General features: G+C 64.8%; 12 protein-coding genes. 5 read left to right on the top strand and 7 right to left on the bottom strand.

Annotated features, from left to right (window positions below):
• The first annotated feature begins 16 nt into the window (after positions 1-16).
• Complete coding sequence (locus tag ACFQX9_RS10210; RefSeq protein WP_018453330.1) at positions 17-574, top strand: carboxymuconolactone decarboxylase family protein; 558 nt, start codon at positions 17-19, stop codon at positions 572-574.
• A gap of 95 nt (positions 575-669) precedes the next feature.
• On the opposite strand, the gene ACFQX9_RS10215 is transcribed toward ACFQX9_RS10210, so the two are convergent.
• Entirely contained in the window at positions 670-1,677 is a 1,008-nt protein-coding gene (locus tag ACFQX9_RS10215; protein ID WP_166520846.1) for an SIS domain-containing protein, read from the bottom strand.
• A 190-nt stretch (positions 1,678-1,867) separates the two neighbouring features.
• Between ACFQX9_RS10215 and ACFQX9_RS10220 the strand changes: the two genes are divergently transcribed.
• Positions 1,868-3,637 (top strand): outer membrane beta-barrel protein, encoded by a 1,770-nt coding sequence (locus ACFQX9_RS10220; RefSeq protein WP_085350693.1) that lies wholly within the window; start codon positions 1,868-1,870, stop codon positions 3,635-3,637.
• 208 nt (positions 3,638-3,845) lie between these two features.
• Here ACFQX9_RS10220 and ACFQX9_RS10225 read toward each other — a convergent pair whose 3' ends face one another.
• Positions 3,846-5,297 carry a glutamate synthase subunit beta gene (locus tag ACFQX9_RS10225; protein ID WP_085350692.1) on the bottom strand — a complete coding sequence of 484 codons (1,452 nt, stop codon included), beginning with the start codon at positions 5,295-5,297 and terminating at the stop codon, positions 3,846-3,848.
• A 145-nt stretch (positions 5,298-5,442) separates the two neighbouring features.
• Positions 5,443-10,176, bottom strand: coding sequence for a glutamate synthase large subunit (gene gltB / locus ACFQX9_RS10230; protein ID WP_026232514.1), 4,734 nt, complete (start codon positions 10,174-10,176; stop codon positions 5,443-5,445).
• Positions 10,177-10,668: 492 nt separating this feature from the next.
• On the opposite strand from gltB, the gene ACFQX9_RS10235 reads away from it, so the two are divergent.
• A complete protein-coding gene (locus tag ACFQX9_RS10235; RefSeq protein WP_018453336.1) occupies positions 10,669-11,418 on the top strand; it encodes a hypothetical protein in 750 nt (249 codons plus the stop codon).
• A gap of 241 nt (positions 11,419-11,659) precedes the next feature.
• Here the strand turns inward: ACFQX9_RS10235 and ACFQX9_RS10240 are convergent, their stop codons facing one another.
• Both ACFQX9_RS10240 and ACFQX9_RS10245 read right to left on the bottom strand, forming a co-directional pair.
• Positions 11,660-12,430, bottom strand: a complete 771-nt coding sequence (locus tag ACFQX9_RS10240; protein WP_085350691.1) for an alpha/beta fold hydrolase — start codon at positions 12,428-12,430, stop codon at positions 11,660-11,662.
• Positions 12,431-12,746: 316 nt separating this feature from the next.
• Positions 12,747-13,208 (bottom strand): Hsp20 family protein, encoded by a 462-nt coding sequence (locus ACFQX9_RS10245; protein ID WP_007597127.1) that lies wholly within the window; start codon positions 13,206-13,208, stop codon positions 12,747-12,749.
• A gap of 219 nt (positions 13,209-13,427) precedes the next feature.
• Here ACFQX9_RS10245 and ACFQX9_RS10250 point away from each other — a divergent pair, with 219 nt between their 5' ends.
• Positions 13,428-14,375: an alpha/beta fold hydrolase gene (locus ACFQX9_RS10250; protein WP_018453339.1), complete on the top strand. Its 948-nt coding sequence runs from the start codon at positions 13,428-13,430 to the stop codon at positions 14,373-14,375.
• Between the two features lie 79 nt (positions 14,376-14,454).
• Here the strand turns inward: ACFQX9_RS10250 and ACFQX9_RS10255 are convergent, their stop codons facing one another.
• Together ACFQX9_RS10255 and ACFQX9_RS10260 are read right to left on the bottom strand one after the other, a co-directional pair.
• Positions 14,455-17,220, bottom strand: coding sequence for a di-heme-cytochrome C peroxidase (locus ACFQX9_RS10255; protein WP_377788172.1), 2,766 nt, complete (start codon positions 17,218-17,220; stop codon positions 14,455-14,457).
• Between the two features lie 174 nt (positions 17,221-17,394).
• Positions 17,395-19,191, bottom strand: coding sequence for an adenylate/guanylate cyclase domain-containing protein (locus tag ACFQX9_RS10260; protein WP_162496403.1), 1,797 nt, complete (start codon positions 19,189-19,191; stop codon positions 17,395-17,397).
• Positions 19,192-19,437: 246 nt separating this feature from the next.
• On the opposite strand from ACFQX9_RS10260, the gene ACFQX9_RS10265 reads away from it, so the two are divergent.
• Positions 19,438-20,070 carry a LysE family translocator gene (locus ACFQX9_RS10265; RefSeq protein WP_377788175.1) on the top strand — a complete coding sequence of 211 codons (633 nt, stop codon included), beginning with the start codon at positions 19,438-19,440 and terminating at the stop codon, positions 20,068-20,070.
• The last annotated feature ends 5 nt before the right edge of the window (positions 20,071-20,075 follow it).

Below are 20,075 nucleotides of genomic sequence, written 5' to 3' on the forward strand. Positions count from 1 at the left end.
GCAAGAGAGGCGGCCAATGTCCCCGGTCACAGCGCGCATTGCCCCGCTCACCCCGCCTTATCCCCCGGAGATCCAGGCCCAGTTCGACCGCATCATGCGCGGCGCGCCGCCACTGCTGCTGTTCCGGGTCATGGCGGGCCACACCCGCGCCTGGGACAAGTTTCGCGCCGGCGGCTTGCTCGATCCCGGACCGCTGTCGCTGCGCCAGCGCGAGATCGTGATCGACCGCACCTGCGCGCTGAACAAATGCGAATATGAATGGGGCGTGCATGTCGCGGTCTTTGCCGGGCCGGCGAAACTCACCGAGGAGGAAGTGCGCGCCACCGTGCAGGGTGATGCGGCGTCGTCGTGCTGGTCCCCGGCCGAGCAGACGCTGATCGCCGCCGTCGACGCGCTGCATCACAGCGCGACGTTTGACGACGCTGAGTTCGCTGCGCTGTCGGCGCATTACGACGAGGCGCAGATCCTGGAGATCATGCTGCTGTGCGGCTTCTACCGCACGGTCTCGTATCTGGCGAACGGACTGCGGTTGCCGCTGGAGGAGACGGCGGCAAGATTTCCTGCGCCGCTCTAGCCGCCGTCGTTGCGAGCGTAGCGAAGCAATCCAGAGTCTTTCCGCGGTGGCACTCTGGATGTTTCGCTGCGCTCGCAATGACGGTGAGTGGCTCCCTACGCCACGCCTGCCCGCAGCAGATCGTGCAGGTGCACGATGCCCACCACCTTGTCCGCCTCGGTCACGACCAGCGTCGTGATCTTGCGGGTGTTGAGCACCTCGATCATCTCGGTGGCCAGCATCGAGGGCGGTACGGTTTTCGGCTGCCTGGTCATGACGTCGTCGACCGACGCCGTCAGCAGGTCGGGCCGCATGTGGCGGCGCAGATCGCCGTCGGTGATGATGCCGAGAGCCTCGTTCGCCTCGTTGACGATGCAGACGCACCCCAAACCCTTGGCGGACATCTCCATCACCGCGTCCGACATCTTGGTGCCGAGCGGCTTGACCGGGATTTCCGCACCGGTGCGCATGTAGTCGCGGACGAATTTCAGCATCGCCCCTAACTTGCCGCCGGGGTGGAAATGCGCGAACTCCAGCGCGGTGAAGCCGCGGCCTTCGAGCAGCGCGATCGCAAGCGCATCGCCTATCGCGGCCTGCATCAGGGTCGAGGTGGTCGGCGCCAGATTGTGCGGGCAGGCCTCGCGCGCCTTCGGCAGCTCGATCACGACGTCGGCCGCTTGTCCCAGCGAGGATGCCGCGTTCGACGTCACCGCGATCATCGGGATTGCGAACCTTGCGGAATAGTTCACGAGAGTCTTCATCTCCGGCTGCTCGCCGGACCAGGACAGCGCCATGATGACGTCGTCGGTGGTAATCATGCCGAGGTCGCCATGGGCGGCTTCGGCGGTGTGCACGAAGAAGGCGGGCGTGCCGGTCGAGGCCAACGTTGCCGCGATCTTGCGGCCCATATGGCCCGACTTGCCGAGCCCGGTGACGATGACGCGGCCCTTCGCGTTGCGGATTAGATCGACCGCTTGGGCGAAGCTCGCGCCAAGCGGGCCGCGCAGGGCGGCGGCGAGCGCGTTGATACCGCCGCTCTCCGTTTCCAGCGTGCGGAGTGCGGATTCGACGCTGTCGGGAATGGGGCCGGATGATTGGGTCATCAGCGGTTTCGAACTCGGCATGTTCTGGTCCAGGAGGAGGGGCCTTCGCCCGTTGGCGCCTGCTTAACACGCCGCGGCCTTCGAGGCGACGAGCCCGACCCGACCCTCAACCGGTCGTTAACCATAATTGTTTTAACTCCATTAACGATAGTTCCCGCCGATCGGTGGGGACAATCGCGAAAGTGTTTGATTTCGTTGGAGTTCTTCCATCGTGGGGTCGTCTCCAGGCACGAGCCGGAGCAAACGCGCGCATTTCCTGCGCGCGGCTTTGCCGTGCTTTGCGCTGACGGTCCTCGGAAGCGCCCCCGTGGCCGCCCAGAGCCTCACCCCCGACCTGTTCAGTCCCAACCGCGGTGGCTTCGCCTCGCCCGACACGCTGCCGACGCGCCGCACCGCGGGCGTTCCGCAGGCACCGTCGGATGCGCTGCCGGCGCTGCCCGATCCCAACTCCGACTTTCGCAAGCGCCAGCAGGCGCCGGCGCGCCCATGGCAGAACCCGACGAACCAAAACGCGACCAGCCAGGTCCCGACCTATGGCCTGCCTGCCGCCAACGGTGCGAGCAGCTCCGGCTACGACTCGCTGAACCGCAAGCGGCAGCAGCCGAAGTTCTATCCGGGTCAGCCCAAGCCGAAGCGCCCTGCTGGTCCCGGCTCGCGGGCGCCGACCACTACGCCGCCGCCATCCACGCTCGGTCCGCCGAAGATCGCGCCGCCCCCGTCCGCCTCCGCCAACAAGGCGCCCGTGCCGGCGGCGATGGCGGGCACCGTGCCCGGCCAGCCGCTGCGCCGCCGCCTCAAGGCCGATGACGATGCGTTCGGCGCGGTCGGCGACTATGCCGGCAGTTTCCTGATCAAGGGCGGGCTCGAGCTCTCCACCGGTTACGACACCAATCCGGCGCGTCTGAACAAGCCGGTTGGCTCGCCGGCCTATGTGGTTGCCCCCGATCTCCTCGTGGCGTCCGATTGGGAGCGCCACGCGCTGGTCGCGGATCTGCGCGGCTCGTTCTCGGGCTACACCAACAACATGCCGGCGACGATCGACGGCTTTGCCTCGCCTTCGCCGGTCGAGGTCGACCGCCCCGACTTCAACGGCCATGTCGACGGCCGCCTCGACGTCAATCGCGATCTCAAGCTGACCACGCAGCTGCGCCTGCGGCTCGCCACCGACAATCCCGGCAGCCCGAACGTGCAGGCCGGCCTGCAAAAATATCCTGTTTATGCCGCCTATGGCACGACCGTCGGCTTCGACCAGAGCTTCAACCGCTTCCAGATCGCGGCCGGCGCCACTGTCGATCGCACCGCCTACACCAACTCCAAGCTCACCGACGGCGCCACCTTCAGCAACGACGATCGCGACTTCAACCAGTATGGCGGCGTCGGACGCTTCTCCTACGATCTCAAGCCGGGTCTGAAGCCGTTCGTCGAGATCCAGGGCGACACCCGCGTGCACGACCGGGCCGCCGACCGCAACGGCTACTTCCGCGATTCGGACGGCGGCTACGCCAAGGTCGGCACGTCCTTCGAGTTCTCGCGTATCCTCACCGGCGAGGTCTCGGTCGGCTATTCCGCGCGCAATTACGTCGATCCGCGCCTCAGCCAGCTCGCGGGCTTCCTCACCTCGGGCTCGCTGATCTGGAACGCAAGCGGCCTCACCACCGTGAAATTCGCCACCGACACGCAGATCGCCGAGACCACCGTCCCCGGCTCCTCCGGCGTGCTGGTGCACACCTACGCCGCCGAAGTCGATCACGATTTCCGCCGCTGGCTTACGGCAGTGGGCAAATTCACCTACGGCACCTACGACTACCAGGGCCAGAATCGCAACGACAAGACCTACTCGTTCGAAAGCAATCTGATCTACAAGCTCAACCGCAACATCTGGATCAAGGGCACGCTCCGACACGACATCCTGGATTCGAACCAGCCGGGGTCAAGCTCGCAGGCGACGGTCGTGATGGTCGGGGTGAGGTTGCAGAATTAGAGGGGGCGACGGCCGCCTTTTGAGCGTACGTGGCTTAGTTGACTCCGCTCGGACCACTCACTCAGCTGTCATGCCCGGCTTGACCGGGGCATCCAGTACGCCGCGGCGTTTCGGCCCAATCACTGCGGTCTCTGGAATACTGGATCGCCCGCTTTCGCGGGCGATGACACCGTGTGAAAATTAGGCGGCCAAGCTTGTCCAGTCGAGCCTACCGTGGCAGATCCGTCTTCCCCATCAGGAACGTATCGATCGACCTGGCGCACAGCCGGCCCTCGCGGATGGCCCAGACCACCAGCGATTGACCTCGGCGCATGTCGCCGGCGGTGAACACGTTGGGGCGTGAGGTCTGATAGTCCAGCGTGTTGGCCTTGACGTTGCCGCGGGGGTCGAGCTCGACCGAGAGCATCTTGAGCAGGCCCTCGTGCACGGGATGGACGAAGCCCATCGCGAGCAGGACGAGGTCGGCGTCGAGTTCGAACTCGGTGCCGGCGATCGGCTTGAACTTGTCGTCGACGCGCACGCAGTGCAGCTTCTTGACCTTGCCGTTCTCGCCCGAAAACTTCTGCGTCAGCACCGCGAATTCGCGGATCGCGCCTTCGGCCTGGCTCGAGGACGTCCGCATCTTCAGCGGCCAGTTCGGCCAGGTCAGGCCCTTGTTCTCGTGCTCTGGCGGTGCGGGCATGATCTCGAGCTGGGTCACGGAGAGCGCGCCCTGGCGCAGCGAAGTGCCGATGCAGTCGGATCCGGTGTCGCCGCCGCCGATGACGACGACATGCTTGCCGCCGGCCAAGATCTCCTGGACGCCGCCCAGCGGTTCCTCGGAGACGCGGCGGTTCTGCTGCGGCAGGAAGTCCATGGCGTAGTGGATGCCGGCGAGGTCGCGGCCGGGGATTGGCAGGTCGCGCGGGGCTTCGGCGCCGCCGGTCAGCGCCACGGCATCGTACTCGTTGAGCATCTCGCGCGGGTCGACATTGCCGTCGGCGCCGACATGGCTGTTGTAGTGGAAGGTGACGCCTTCGCCTTCCATCTGCGCGACGCGGCGGTCGATGATGCCCTTCTCCATCTTGAAGTCAGGGATGCCGTAGCGCAGCAGGCCGCCGGCCTTGGCGAACTTCTCGAACAGATGCACGTCGTGACCGGCGCGCGCGAGCTGCTGCGCGCAGGCCATGCCGGCCGGACCCGAGCCGATCACCGCGACCTTCTTGCCGGTCTTGTGGGCGGCGATTTCGGGCTTCAGCCAGCCATTGTCCCAGGCGCGATCGACGATCGCGCATTCGATGGTTTTGATGGTGACGGGGTTGTCGTCGATGTTGAGCGTGCAGGAGGCTTCACACGGCGCCGGGCAGATGCGCCCCGTGAACTCCGGGAAATTGTTGGTCGAGTGCAGATTGCGCGAGGCTTCTTCCCAGTTGCCCTGATAGACGAGGTCGTTCCAGTCCGGGATCTGGTTGTTGACCGGGCAGCCCGGCGTGCCGGGCGAGACCGAGCCGGTGCCGTGGCAATAGGGAATGCCGCAATTCATGCAGCGCGCGGCCTGGTCGCGCGTTTCCTTCTCGGAGAGGGGAACGACGAACTCGTGGAAATGCTTCACGCGCTCGGCGACCGGGGTGTACTTGCGGTCATGCCGTTCGATTTCGAGAAAACCCGTGATCTTGCCCATTAAACCCGAAGTCCCTGCCGCTTAAATTCGTTGTGTTTCTCTCTCGTCGTCATTGCGAGGAGCGTGAGCTTCGAAGCAATCCAGTCCGCATCGGAGGAGAAAGTCTGGATTGCTTCGCTACGCTCGCAATGACGGGGTGTGATGCTCAGGCCCCGATCGCGATTTTCGGCTCGGCGTCCGCGTTGGCAGCCATTTCGCGCAGAGCGCGCCGGTATTCGACCGGCATCACCTTGCGGAATTTGGGCAGCCAGTCCTTCCAGTTCGCCAGGATGTCGGCGGCACGCCTGGAGCCGGTCGCCTTCGCATGGCGCGTGATCAGGACGTGCAGCCGCTCGACGTCGGAGGCGAGCAGGTCCTTGAACACGTCGACCCGGCCGTGCGCTTCGAGGTCACCGGAGTGGTGATAGGTGCCGGCGTTGATCAGCTCTTCCGACAGCACCGGCTCGAGCTCGACCATCGCCATGTTGCACAGCCTGTCGAAGTCGCCGGTCTCGTCCAGCACATAGGCGATGCCGCCGGACATGCCGGCCGCGAAGTTGCGTCCGGTCTTGCCGAGCACGACCACGATGCCGCCGGTCATGTATTCGCAGCAATGGTCGCCGGCGCCCTCGACCACCGCCACGGCGCCGGAATTGCGCACGGCAAAACGCTCGCCGGCGATGCCTCGGAAGTAGCACTCGCCTTGAATGGCGCCGTACATCACGGTGTTGCCGACGATGATGCTCTCTTCCGGCACGATGCCGCTGTTGGCCGGCGGCTTGACGATGATCTTGCCGCCCGAGAGGCCCTTGCCGACATAGTCGTTGGCTTCGCCTTCGAGCTCGAAGGTGACGCCTTGCGCCAGCCACGCGCCGAAGGCCTGGCCAGCGGTGCCCTTGAGGCTGACATGGATGGTCTCATGCGGCAGGCCGGCATGGCCGTAGATCTTGGCGACCGCGCCCGACAGCATCGCGCCTGCGGAGCGGTTGGTGCTGTTGATCTTGGCCTCGATCTTCACCGGCGCACCGCGGTCGAGCGCAGGCGTCGCCTGCTCGATCAGCGTGCGGTCGAGCACCGCTTCCAGATGATGGTTCTGGCGCTCGGAGTGATAGATCTTCTGGCCCTTCTCTTCCTTCTGCTTGACGAACAGCTTCGAGAAATCGAGCCCCTTGGCCTTCCAGTGCGCGACCAGCTTGGTCTGGTCGAGCAGTTGCACCTGGCCAATCATCTCGTTGAAGCTGCGGAAGCCGAGCGAGGCCATGATCTCGCGGACCTCCTCGGCGACGAAGAAGAAGTAGTTGATCACATGCTCGGGCTGGCCGGTGAAGCGCTTGCGCAGGACGGGGTCCTGGGTCGCGACGCCGACCGGGCAGGTGTTGAGATGGCACTTGCGCATCATGATGCAGCCGGCCGCGATCAAGGGCGCGGTGGCGAAGCCGAACTCGTCGGCGCCGAGCAGCGCGCCGATCACGACGTCGCGGCCGGTGCGGAAGCCGCCGTCGACCTGGACCACGATGCGGCTGCGCAGCCGCTCGCGCACCAGCGTCTGGTGGGTTTCGGCGAGGCCGATCTCCCAGGGCGAGCCGGCGTGCTTGATCGAGGTCAGCGGCGAGGCGCCGGTGCCGCCCTCGAAGCCCGCGATGGTGACATGGTCGGCGCGCGCCTTGGCGACGCCCGCGGCCACCGTGCCGACGCCGATCTCCGAGACGAGCTTGACCGAGACCGCGCCGTCCGGGTTGACGTTCTTGAGGTCGTAGATCAGCTGCGCCAGATCCTCGATCGAGTAGATGTCGTGGTGCGGTGGCGGCGAGATCAGGCCGACGCCCGGCGTCGAATGCCGGACCTTTGCGATGGTGGCATCGACCTTGTGGCCGGGCAACTGGCCGCCTTCGCCGGGTTTTGCACCCTGCGCCATCTTGATCTGCATCATGTCGGAGTTGACGAGATACTCCGTGGTGACGCCGAAGCGGCCCGAGGCGACCTGCTTGATTGCCGAGCGCATGCTGTCACCGTTCGGCATCGGCTTGAAGCGGTCGGCTTCCTCGCCGCCTTCGCCGGTGTTCGACTTGCCGCCGATCCGGTTCATGGCGATCGCGAGCGTGGTGTGCGCCTCGCGCGAGATCGAGCCGAAGCTCATCGCGCCGGTGGCGAAACGCTTGACGATGTCCTTGGCCGGCTCGACCTGGTCGAGCGGTACCGGCTTGCGCTTCTCTTCGTCCGCATTCTTGATCCGGAACAGGCCGCGCAGTGTCAGGAGACGCTCCGACTGCTCGTTGAGGATCTTCGCGAAGGCGCGGTAGCGTTCCAGCGAATTGCCGCGCGCGGCGTGCTGGAGCAGCCCCACCGACTCGGCGGTCCATGCATGGTCCTCGCCGCGGCTGCGATAGGCATATTCGCCGCCGACATCGAGCGAGGTCTTGTACACGAGCGCGTCGCCGAACGCGTCGGCATGACGGCGCACCGCCTCTTCGGCGATCTCGCCAAGACCGACGCCCTCGACGCGGGTGTGCGTGCCGGCGAAGAATTTTCCGACGAATTCCGCCTTCAGGCCAATGGCGTCAAAGATCTGCGCGCCGCAATAGGACTGGTAGGTCGAGATGCCCATCTTGGACATCACCTTGAGCAGGCCCTTGCCGATCGACTTGATGTAGCGCTTAACGATCTCGTAGTCGTCGAGCGAGCCGGGCAGGCGGTCCTTCATCGCGATGATGGTCTCGAACGCCAGATACGGATTGATCGCTTCCGCGCCGTAGCCGGCGAGACAGGCGAAGTGATGCACTTCGCGCGGCTCGCCGGATTCGACGACGAGGCCGACCGAAGTGCGCAATCCGGTGCGGATCAGATGATGATGCACGGCGGCGCAGGCCAGCAGCGACGGGATCGGAACCCGGTCGGTGCCGACCATGCGGTCGGACAGGATGATGATGTTGACGCCCTCGCGCACCGCGCTCTCGGCGCGCGCGCAGAGCTCGTCCAGCACCTGGTCCATGCCGGCCGCCCCGAGGCCGGCGTGGAAGGTGGTGTCCAGCGTGCGCGACTTGAAGTGCGACTCGGCGACCTCGGAGATTGAGCGGATCTTTTCGAGGTCCGCGTCGGTCAGGATCGGCTGGCGCGCTTCGAGGCGCTTGGTAGTGGCTAGGCCTTGCAGGTCGAACAGGTTCGGCCGCGGTCCGATGATGGAGACGAGGCTCATCACCAGCTCCTCGCGGATCGGATCGATCGGCGGATTGGTGACCTGCGCAAAGTTCTGCTTGAAGTAGGTGAACAGCGGCTTGGCCTTCGCCGACAGCGCCGAGATCGGCGTGTCGTTGCCCATCGAGCCTGCGGCTTCCTCGCCGGTGGAGGCCATCGGCGTCATCAGGATGGTGATGTCTTCCTGGCTGTAGCCGAACGCCTGCTGGCGATCGAGCAGCGACAGGTTGGAGCGCACGCCGGTGGTCGGCACCTTCGGCAGCTCTTCCAGCACGATCTGGGTCCGCTCCAGCCACTCCGTGTAAGGATGGCTCCTTGCGAGCTCGGCCTTGATCTCGTCGTCGGGGATGAGGCGGCCCTGCTCGAGGTCGACCAGCAGCATCTTGCCGGGCTGCAAGCGCCACTTGGTGATGATCTGGTCCTCGGGAATCGTCAGCACGCCCATCTCGGACGCCATCACGATGCGGTCGTCCTTGGTGACGAGATAGCGCGCCGGCCGAAGGCCGTTGCGGTCCAGCGTGGCACCGATCTGGCGGCCGTCGGTGAAGGCGATCGCGGCGGGGCCGTCCCACGGCTCCATCAGGGCTGCATGATATTCGTAGAAGGCGCGGCGCTTCTCATCCATCAAGGGATTGCCGGCCCACGCCTCCGGAATCATCATCATGACGGCGTGCGGCAGCGAGTAGCCGCCCTGCACCAGGAATTCGAGCGCGTTGTCGAAGCAGGCGGTGTCCGACTGGCCTTCGTAGGAGATCGGCCAGAGCCGGTTGATGTCCTTGCCGTACAGCTCGGAGCTCACCGAGGCCTGGCGCGCCGCCATCCAGTTGACGTTGCCGCGCAGCGTGTTGATCTCGCCATTATGCGCGATCATGCGGTAGGGATGCGCCAGCGACCACGCCGGGAAGGTGTTGGTCGAGAAACGCTGGTGCACGAGCGCCAGCGCGCTCTCGAAATCCTTCTCGTGCAAATCGGGATAGTACTTGCCGAGCTGGTCGGCGAGGAACATGCCCTTGTAGATCACGGTGCGGCAGGACATCGAGCACGGATAGTAGCCGGCGAGGCCGCGGTCGCGGCGCTGATAGATCGCTTGCGAGATCGACTTGCGCAGGATGTAAAGCCGGCGCTCGAAATCGTCCTCGGTCTTGGCGGTGCCGTTGCGGCCAATGAACACCTGCATGCAGGCGGGCTCGGTCGGCTTTACGGTGACGCCGAGCGAGGAATTGTCGGTTGGCACGTCGCGCCAGCCGAGCAGCGTCAGGCCCTCTTCCTTGATCTGGTCGGCGATGATGCTCTTGATGACGTTGCGCCAGGCAGTGTCGCGCGGCATGAACAACGCGCCGATGGCGTATTCGCCCGGATTGGGCAGCACGAAGCCGAGCTCCTTCGCCTTGCGGCTGAAGAAAGCATGCGGGATCTGCACCAGAATGCCGGCGCCGTCACCGGCGCGCGGGTCGGCGCCGACGGCGCCGCGGTGCTCGAGGTTACAGAGGATGCTGAGCGCGTCCGCGACGATCTCGTGCGACTTCTGGCCCTTGATGTTGGCGATGAAGCCGACGCCGCAGGAATCTTTTTCCAGGCTCGGATCGTACAGGCCTACGGCCGGCGGCCGTGAATTGTGTTCCTGAATCGGATCGGTCGTTTTCGAGGCGACCGTCGCCGACAGTTGTTCTGCCACGATGTTTCCGCGCTCGACTTGCGACCCGTTCATGTTCTCGTCCTCTTCATGCGGCAAGCTGCCTCACCGCCATCTTCGGCGCACCTTGGGCGTCCCGCGGCACCCGCTTCTGGGTCACCGCTCGTCCGCTCGCGAGCCGCATTTTCTTAAATTCAGGCCAAGGCGTTCTTCGTCCCCGAGAACGGCTTTGCCTGTTGCCTTCTTGGCGCTCGAAAGCACCGACTTTCGTTGCAATCCCTATGCCGGAACCGCAAGCAAAATTGAGACAGTCTTCCTGTCCTAACCATCACCTTGCCAAATTTTTGTCTATCACACAAGCGCGCGCAAGTCCCGATTCCCCATATGTCAATCAATCGCTTTCCAAAAGTTGCGCGGCCCCGGTTTTGAAGCAAACGCGCCCTGATCCGGCCCTGCCGACGCCGGAATCCCCAATGAAGCTTCGGATCAACCCTTTGGAAGACCCGCCACGCCGCAAGAAGCGAAAGAGCGCGATCCATCCGGGGGCCTGACAGGAGCGTCTCGACCATGAAGTTTTTCACAGGATGTGTGGCCGCCGCCACGCTGGCGCTGGCCGCGACCGCGGCTCAAGCGCAGGTTCCAGCGCGAGGGGCGATGATCGCGGTCTCGGATTTCGACGCCCCCTATGCGCCGTCGGAGGCCGCGCCGCCGCCGCGCTACGGCTATGGCTACGAAGAACGCGGGCCGGCCCCGGTGCTGCTGCCATCGACCGAGGTCTACGCGGTGCTGCGCGAGAACGGCTTCTCTCCACTGGGCATCCCGCGCCTGCGCGGCGGCGTCTACACCATCGCGGTGATTGACCGCCGGGGGGAGGACGGCCGGCTCGTGATCGATGCCCGCGACGGAAGGATTTTGCGCTTCATGCCGGCTGCCGACGCCTACGGCATGGCACCCGGCTACGAGCAGCCTGCGGTTGCACCTTACCGCCCGCAAAGCGCGCTGCCGCCGCCGACCATGGTCCGCAGTGGTCCGCCCCGCCCTCCGGCCCCGATCCCGCATGTCGCCAGCCGCTCCGTGCCGCTGCCCAAGGCGGCTCCGCCGCGCGAGGCCCCGGGCGTCCCCGCCAAGCCGGCCGAGCCTGCGACGCCGCAGGCCCAGGTGCCGCAGGCACAACCTGTGACGCAGACCGCGGCCGCCGTGCCGTCCAAGCCCGCTGAGGTCGCACCGCAAGCCGCCGCGCCAACCGTAGGTCAGGTCAAGCCTGCCGCGACTATCCTGCCTACGCAGGAGATGCCGGCGGCACAGGGGCTGGACTAAGCGCGGGCGTTTGAGGCGATGGCCCGCATCACCCCAACGGTGTCGTCCTGGCGAAGGCCAGGACCCATACCGCGAGGTGCATCATATGAGTGACGCGGGAGTACCGAACTCCGAATATTCGCCAAACTCCTCCCTGTGGTGATGGGTCCTGGCCTTCGCCAGGATGACGTTGGGGAGAGAGTTAGCGCAAACAGAAGGCGTCTCAGCACTCAGGCGCCTTCTGAACCATGACAAGCGCGGCTCAGCTCCGGCCATATCCCGCCGCTTCCAGGATCAAATTCGCCACCTCCTTCGGATGCGACACCAGCGAGAGATGGCCGGCGTCGAGCTCGATCGTGGTTGCGTTCATGCGCTTGGCGAGGAAGCGTTCGAGATCGGGATTGATGGTGTAGTCGTCCTTCGACACCGCGTACCAGCTCGGCTTGGAATGCCATGCCGCCTCCGTGGTGCGACCGGCGAAGATCGAGGCGGCCGTCGGCCATTGCACGGCGTAGAGCTCCTTGGCCTGCTCCGGCTTAACGCCATTGGCGAAGTACTTCAGGAAGGCGTCTTCTGACAGCTTGGTGTAGCCGTCGCGCTCGACGACGCCGGCGCGTGCCGGTCCCGCCGGAAACTGCTTCGACAGCGCGACAAAATCCTCGTTGGCATCGGGCGCACGGGCGGCGACATAGACGAGGCCGGTGACCTTCGGGTCGGTGCCGACCTGGCTGATCACGGTGCCGCCCCAGGAATGCGCGACCAGCACGGTCGGACCATCCTGTTCGGCCAGCACGCGCTTGGTCGCCTCGACGGAATCCGCAAGCGACGACAGCGGATTTTGCACGGCAGTTACGTTGAGCCCTGCGGCCTGGAGGATCGGGATCACTTCCGACCAGCTCGAGCCGTCGGCCCAGGCGCCGTGCACCAGCACGACGTTCTTGGCCTTTACGGTCTGCGGCGTCTGCGCGTGAGCGAGGCTGAGAGGGGCCGCCAGCAGGCTCGCGGCGACGAAAAGGCTGCGCCAGAAAGTCATGATTGTTCTCCGTCTTGTTTTTGGGTTCGATATCCAAAAGACGATGCGCGGGGCGGCGGTGTTACGCCATTTCACCGCTCTGTGATGCGGCGCAACAGTCCAGCACGGCCGTTCAGCAATCGGTGACGTCCCGGCGACGACCGAGACCATCCTCTCTGGTAAGGTATGGCAGATCCGTCGTTCGGTATTTCTTCCGTGCACGATTGATCGATCTCGCGGCAGGATTCCCCGGCTCTCGCCGGGACGAGGAGAGCCCAACAAAAAAACGCCCCGGGGCACCGGGGCGTTTTCGCAACCTGGAAGCGGCCGACGTGATTTACGCGGCTACCGAGTTCTCGATCACCTGTGCGCCTTGCGCACCGGTGTTGATCGCGATCTGGCGGGGCTTCTTCGCTTCGGGAATCTCACGGACGAGGTCGACGTGAAGCAGCCCGTTCTCGAGCGAGGCGTTCTTCACCTGCACGAAGTCGGCAAGCTGGAAGGCGCGCTCGAAGGCACGCGCGGCGATGCCACGGTACAGCACTTCGGCCTTCGAGTTCTCGTTGGCGACTTTCTCGCCCTTAATCGTCAACGTGTTTTCCTTCGCGACGATGGAGAGCTCATCCTTGGCAAAGCCCGAAACCGCAACGGTGATGCGGTAGTCGTTCTCACCGGTACGCTCGATATTGTAGGGGGGATAACCGGGGCTGCCGTCCGAACCGGCCTGGTCGAGCAGGTTGAAGAGACGGTCGAAGCCGACGGTGGAACGGTAGAAGGGGGTCAGGTCGTAGGTACGCATGGTCAAGTCCTCCATTGAGCGACTGTTGAGTAACCCGCCCGCCAATCGGGCCGGGCTTTCGTCTGTGTGCAGCCTGATGTTCCGGTTCCGAAACACTGGTAGCGGCCTGCACCAAGGTGATATGGGTTCAGGGGAACGGCGTTCAAGAGGGCGGATACTCAGCCTTTTCGGCGCTCCCGCCCCTGATTTGCAGCTCTTCGTGCCCAAGCCCTCCCCATCATGACGCTGGTCTCGATACCGTCCAATCCCGTTCCCGAAGACGTCGTCAGCGGCACCATCAAGACCCCTGATGGCGTCGAGCTGCGCTTTGCGCGCTGGGCACCGCCGGCGAACCGCAAGGGCACGGTCTGCGTCTTCACCGGACGCAGCGAGCAGATCGAGAAGTATTTCGAGACCGTGCGCGACCTGCGCGACCGCGGTTTTGCGGTGGCGATGATCGACTGGCGCGGGCAGGGCCACTCCTCGCGCCGCCTGCGCGATCCGCGCAAGGGCTATGTCCGCGACTTCGCTGATTTCGAGATCGACGTCGAGACCTTCGTGCAGCAGGTGGTGCTGCCGGATTGCCCGCCGCCCTTCTTCGCGCTCGCCCACTCCATGGGCGGCACCGTGATGCTGCGGGTGGCGCATGCGGGCAAGCGCTGGTTCGACCGCATGGTGCTGTCTGCGCCGATGATCGACCTCCCCGGCCGCGCCACCTCGTTTCCGGCGCGGGCTCTGCTGAAGACGATGCGCGTGCTGGGGATGGGCGGCCGTTATGTCCCCGGCGGCAGCGACCAGATCACCGGGCTCAATCCCTTCATCAACAATCCGCTGACCAGCGACCCCGTGCGCTATGCGCGCAATGCCGCAATCCTGGAGGAGGATCCGACCCTCGGGCTCGCGTCACCAACGGTCGCCTGGGCCGATACCGCCTTCCGCGCGATGAACACCTTCAAGGGCAAAAACTACCCGTCCGAGATCCGTCAGCCGATCCTGATGCTGGCGGCCTCCAGCGACACCGTGGTCTCGATCGCGGCGATCGAGGAGTTCGCCTATCATTTGCGCGCAGGCTCCCATCTCGTGATCGCCGGTGCCAAGCACGAGATTCTCCAGGAGCAGGACCGCTACCGTTCCCAATTCTGGGCAGCCTTCGACGCCTTCGTGCCAGGCACGCCGCTGTTCAAGTGAGGGGAGGCGATGCTGCCCTGCGACCACACGCCGGCATGCCGGGACAAGCCCGGCCATGACGAGGAAGTAGCATCACCCACTACAGCGTCTTCAGATACTCGATCAGATTGTAGCGCTCGTTGTCGTCCTTGAACACGCGGCCGATGACACCGGGACGTTTTTCCTCGCCCGGCTTGCGCTCGAAGGAATGGCCGAGCACGCTGTTGCCCTGGATCGGATCCTTGTCCGACCCGGCCGAGAACTCGGTTTCACCCGTCTTGCACTTCTCGTTGGCGGTGACCGCAAAGCCGACGGTCACGGGATCATAGTCGCGGCGGCCCATGCAGAATTTTTGCGGGCGCTCGCTTGCAGGCTTCAGCAACCAGTAGAGAGAGGGCACCGAACCGTTGTGCAGATAGGGTGCCGTGGCCCAGACGCCGTTCAGCGGCCGTGCCCGATAGCGTGCTCCCCCCACCGGATTGAGGCAGTTCTTGCGCGCGAGATTCCACAATTTCGACCGCTCGGCGTCCGGAGTCTTCTCATCGTCCATCCATTTGCGGGCGACGAGATCCACCACCGTCATCAACCCGAGCGCATAAACCATCTCGGTCGGCGAGCTTGCGGTCGAGACGTCGCATTGCCACCATTTCTGGAGGTCGGCCGTATTCACCTTCAGGAAGCCGGGCAGATCGACGATCCTGTTGCTGAGCACGAGCGACTGTTCGGGATCCGTCTTGATCTCGTCGAGGGGGATCGTCACCGCGTTCAGCACCTTGCTGTCGCCGCTCGGCTCCCAATGTCCCGACGACCAGAAAGCCGGGGTGTCGATCGCCGGCAGATGGCATCCGGAGCACATCTCGGCGTAGATCTTGCGGCCATTGTCGACCTTCTTTTGATCGAGCCTCCAATTGTCGCCAAGGATCTGCGAGGGCCATTTCGGCGCCAGCAGGCCGCCGAACTTCGGGCCGGTGGAGGGATCTGCCGTCTTGAACGGGTCTGGCCCCCTGAGCATGTCCTCGATCCAGCCGAGCGTGTTGATATGAACCGAGGAGCGCCACAGCCTGTCCTCCGGGTAGGCGTCGGACAGGTTGAGCAGCGCCGTCACGCCGAGGGCTTCGCCGGCGTTGCGGATCAGCGGCTGCTCGATCGAGGCGTCGTACTGGGCGAACTTGAACCAGGGCACGGTCCAGATCGGGGGATAGCTGACCGGCGCGTCCTGGGCGTGCAGGTTCTTCTCGAATCCCTTGATCCCGCTCAGCGCGAGATCCTGCGAAAAAACTTGATTGCCGATGCGATTGAGAGCGTCGAGGCGACCGAACCCTTCCTCGGTGTCCTGCTGCTGCCTGCCGTTCCAGGTCTTCTTGCCTTCAATCGTCTTTTGCTGGGTTTGCGCCCAGTCGATCAGGAAGTTGCCGATCGCGCTGAGCTTCTGCTTGAGCGCGGCGCGGTCAGCCTTGCTGGCATCGGGGCCGAGCACGCGATCGGCGAAGCGCTGGAAGCGGAACGGCACGTAAAGCGTGTAGGCGATCGACAGGCCGGTGGAGACCTCGAGCTTCTTCAGGTCGGTCATGGCCGGGCCGCCGTCGAAACGCACGTCCACGCCCTGGTAGTGGATCTGGCCGGTATGGCAGGCCGCGCAGGTCAGCCCGATCTTGTCCTCTTCGCGACGGCCGGTCGCGGGATCGACGACACCGGTCATCCGTGCGAAGCCGACCGGCAGGCCGTCGACGTTCTCCGCCGGCGTCCACCTGGTCGACCAGTCCGGCACCTGTGTCGTCTCGTAGACATTGGCATAGCCGAAGCGGCGCAGTGACGTCGCGTCAGTCTGGATCGACTGCGGGCTCGGGATGAACCCGAAGCGCTCGAGATAGGTGCCGTCCGTCATCATGCCCGGCGCCGAGAACAGATGCAGGCGCGGCTGCTCCAGGGCCATGAACCATTCATAGGGCACCGGGAAGGTCGCTGTGCCCTGGCTGGCATGGTGAAACCAGTGCCTGTCCTTCAGCGACCAATTCTGTTCGAGCCAAAAGGCCGCCTTCGTCTCCGGGACCGTGGGCAAGGGTGGCGGCAGGAGATTCACGAGAATTCCCTTTTGCGGCAGCATGGCGCGCACCTGGTCGGGAAATTCGGCGACCGCAACGAGCAAGGCGAGACCGAGGGCGAGCAACAGGGCCGCAACCTTGAGGGCGCCCCGCACCACACGCTGGCAGGTGGACAGCACCGGCTGCGATACCAGCCGCTGGTTGATGCGAGCAGGGAATTGCCGCTCGTTGAACAGAGTGCGCACGTCGGCCACGCTGAGATAGCGGTCCTCACCCGCGCCCTTGCCCATGATCTTCAGGAGGATCGGCCACTCGAACTTCATCAGCAGGGGGTAGTACCAGCGCGCGGCGCTGCCGGCGCGCTTGAGGTTGTCGCGCATGAAGACGCCGATTTCCGAGGCGTTGAGACCGGGCTCAGAGCCGCCGCCGTTCGGATCCCGGTAGTCCCGGCCGAAGCTCGCAAACCGCGCAAGCTCGTCCTCATCGACCTTGCCGTCGACGCCGAGGACGCGCGAGCCGGCACCGCGCTTGTCGAGAGGGCCGCCACGCAACGCGTCGAGCTGTGCGCCCGAAAATATGCTCTTCAGGATGTGACCGAGCCCGTTGGCGATAAGCGCAACGCCGCGGACCTGGATGCGGGCCGAGACCTTCTTCAGCCCGGTCTCGCCGCTCGCATTCGCGATCGTTTGCGACAGCGTGCCGAGCGGAACGGTTCTGCCGTCAACAAACCCCTCGCCGACGAGGCCGCGGAGGAATGGACAGGGATTGTTCGGGGAGACCTGGATCGAAGGGTCTAAGGAGGGCTTCGGAGCGGAGTCATGCATGGCCCAAATCCTGAAAACGGCGAATCGTGAAATACAGACGCGGCGATAGAGCGCGGAAAGTCCTGACAAACCGACAACACGTTATACTACTTCAGCGTGTAGCCGAGTGTGGCTGAATTCACTGTCGTGTCAATAAAGGCGGAGGGGACATTGCCGCGTGGCCGCGGCTGGCTCTCAGGATTCGGCGACGCGTTTGACGTCGCTCGAAACCAGGGTCAGTTTGCCGAGCGGCACGCCCGCATTCAAGAGTCCGGCGCGGTAATGGGCGAGGTCCTCGGGCCGCTTCCAGTGGAAATTGCGCAAATGGCGGTCGACATTGAGAGTCGGGTAGTTAGCCATGAGCACGCGGGTCGCCTCGACCGCCTCGTCGCCGCGTCCCAATTGCGCCAGCGCCGCGGCGCGGATTGCCAGCGCCTGCAAATGGTTCGGGTTGATGTAGAGCTGTTCTCGAGCCCATGACAGAGTCGCGTCATATTGGCCCAGCAGATAATGGCTGAAGGCGTTCAGTGCGGCCCATTGGTAGCGCGGATCGCTGTTGTCGCGCTGTGCGGCCATCGAGAACAGCTCGATCGCCTCGCGGTGCTCGCCGATGACGAAATGGCAGATGCCGAGCACGCCGCGCGCGCCGTTGTCGTAGGGGTTGAGCGCGACGGCGCGCTTGGCGGCGTCCATCGCGGCCTCGTAATGCCCCTCCAGCGCGTGGGTCCAGGACAGGATCGAGAACGCAAATGACGAGCGCGGATCGAGCCGAACGCTGGTTTCGGCAAGCTTCATCGCCTCGGCCCACATCTCGCGCGTGCCCTTGACCCAGCCGAACTGGATGCTCTGGATCTGGATCGTGGCGAGATAGGCGTGCGCAATCGACAGCTTGGGTTCGAGCCTGATGGCCTCCCGGAACAGGTCGACGGCGATGGCCAGGTCTTCCTTGGTTTGCCGATAATAGTGCGACAGTCCTTTGAGGAAGCGGTCCCAGGCGGTGACGTCGGTCGAGAGCCGCGCCGGCGCCGAGGCTTCGGCCCGGACGATCTCGGTGGCGATGGCGGCGGACAGGTTGGTGGTGATCTCGTCCTGCATCGCGAAGAGATCGCCGATGTCGCGGTCGTAGCGGCCAGTCCAGAGCTGCTCGCCGGTCTCCGGCGCGATCAGTTCTGCGGTCACGCGGATCTTGGCTCCGGCACGCCGCACCGAACCCTGGATCAGATAGGTGGCGTCGATCTCCCGCGCGATCAGGCGGGTGCTGGCGTTGTTGCCCTTGAACACGAACGTCGAGTTGCGGCTCAGCACGCGATAGAAGGATTGCAGCGACAGCGCGTGGATCAGATCCTCGGTCAGGCCGTCGGAGAAATACTCGTCCTGTGCGTCGCTGAGATTGGCGAAAGGGAGCACGCCGACGATCGCGGTGCGATACTGCTGCGAGAGGGCGGATGCCTCCCTCAGCGCGGGCGCAAGCGCCGGTGCACCTTCAGGCGTCCAGGTCCAGACCCCGATCGGATCCTTGATGTTCTTGAAGCGGTGGTTGCCGGCATCGACCAGCGGCACGGTGAGATGCTTGCTGGCCTCCTTGTAGGCCTTGGCCGAGATGGCGAAGCCACCGGGACTCGCCACGGCTTCGAGGCGGACGGCAATGTTGACATCGTCACCGAAGACCTCGTCCTCGTCGGCGATGACGTCACCCATATGGATCCCGAGGCGGAACTGCATGGCGCGATCGGCGGGCAGATGGTGATTGCGCTCCGCCATCAGGGTCTGCATCGCGATCGCGGCCTCGGTGGCGCCGACGATCGAGGGGAATTCCAGCAGGAAGCCGTCGCCGGTGTTTTTGACGACGCGGCCGCCGTGATTGAGGATGATGGGATGGATCGCGCTGCGATGGGCCTTGAAGGCGGCATGGGTGCCGGCCTCATCGGTGCCCATCATGCGCGAATAGCCGGCGACATCGGCGCAGACAATGGCGGCCAGACGTCTTTCCATATTCCGGAGCTCCAAGAGACTTGCAAGAGACTTGGAAGAGATCGAGGACCGGCCACGGCGTGGCAGTCGCCTCGAATCCCGCATTCAAAGAACCCGTTCCTTATAGAGCAGATGAGGCCGAGCGAAAGTATGATCCGCATTGCAAATTCGAGGTAAATCCTCGGCAATCCCGGCAGTGGACGGGGACGAGCGAACGCACTAAGCCGACCTCTTGGGCTACGGTTGGGCGGCGGAGGCACGTCACACATGCTGGGCATTCACGAAATCTGGCTCTTCGTCCTGTCGGGCGTGCTGCTCAACATCACGCCGGGGCCTGATACGGTCTATGTGATCGGCCGCAGCATGCAGCTGGGCTGGCGAGGTGGCGCCGCGGCCGCGCTGGGCATCAGTTGCGGCTGCTTTTTCCATGTCGCGGGCGCGGCAATCGGCCTTTCGGCCCTGCTGATGGCCTCATCGACCGCGTTCTCGATCCTGAAGCTGGTCGGAGCGGCCTATCTCGTCGTGACCGGGCTTCAGATGCTGTGGTCGCGCCCGGTGCTGGCCTCGGCCATCGACGCGCCTGTGCAGAGCTCGCTGCGGCGGGTTTTCCTCCAGGGCGTCTTCACCAACGCGCTCAATCCCAAGGTCGCGCTGTTCTTCCTTGCCTTCCTGCCGCAATTCGTCGCAGCCGACTCGGCGCACAAGCCGCTCGCCTTCCTGATGCTGGGCCTGATCTTCATCTGCACGGGAACGCTGTGGTGCCTGGTGCTGGCGGCGTTCGCGGCAAGGGCCGCCCACCGCTTGCGGAGCTCCGAAGGCGCGGTCGCCTGGGTCAACCGTGCCCTCGGCGGCCTCTTCATCTATCTCGGCATCCGCGTCGCCATGCTGGAGACGCGGTAACGTCC

Origin of the sequence: Bradyrhizobium sp. GCM10028915, from assembly GCF_042666195.1 — a bacterium.
GTDB lineage: Bacteria > Pseudomonadota > Alphaproteobacteria > Rhizobiales > Xanthobacteraceae > Bradyrhizobium > Bradyrhizobium canariense_D.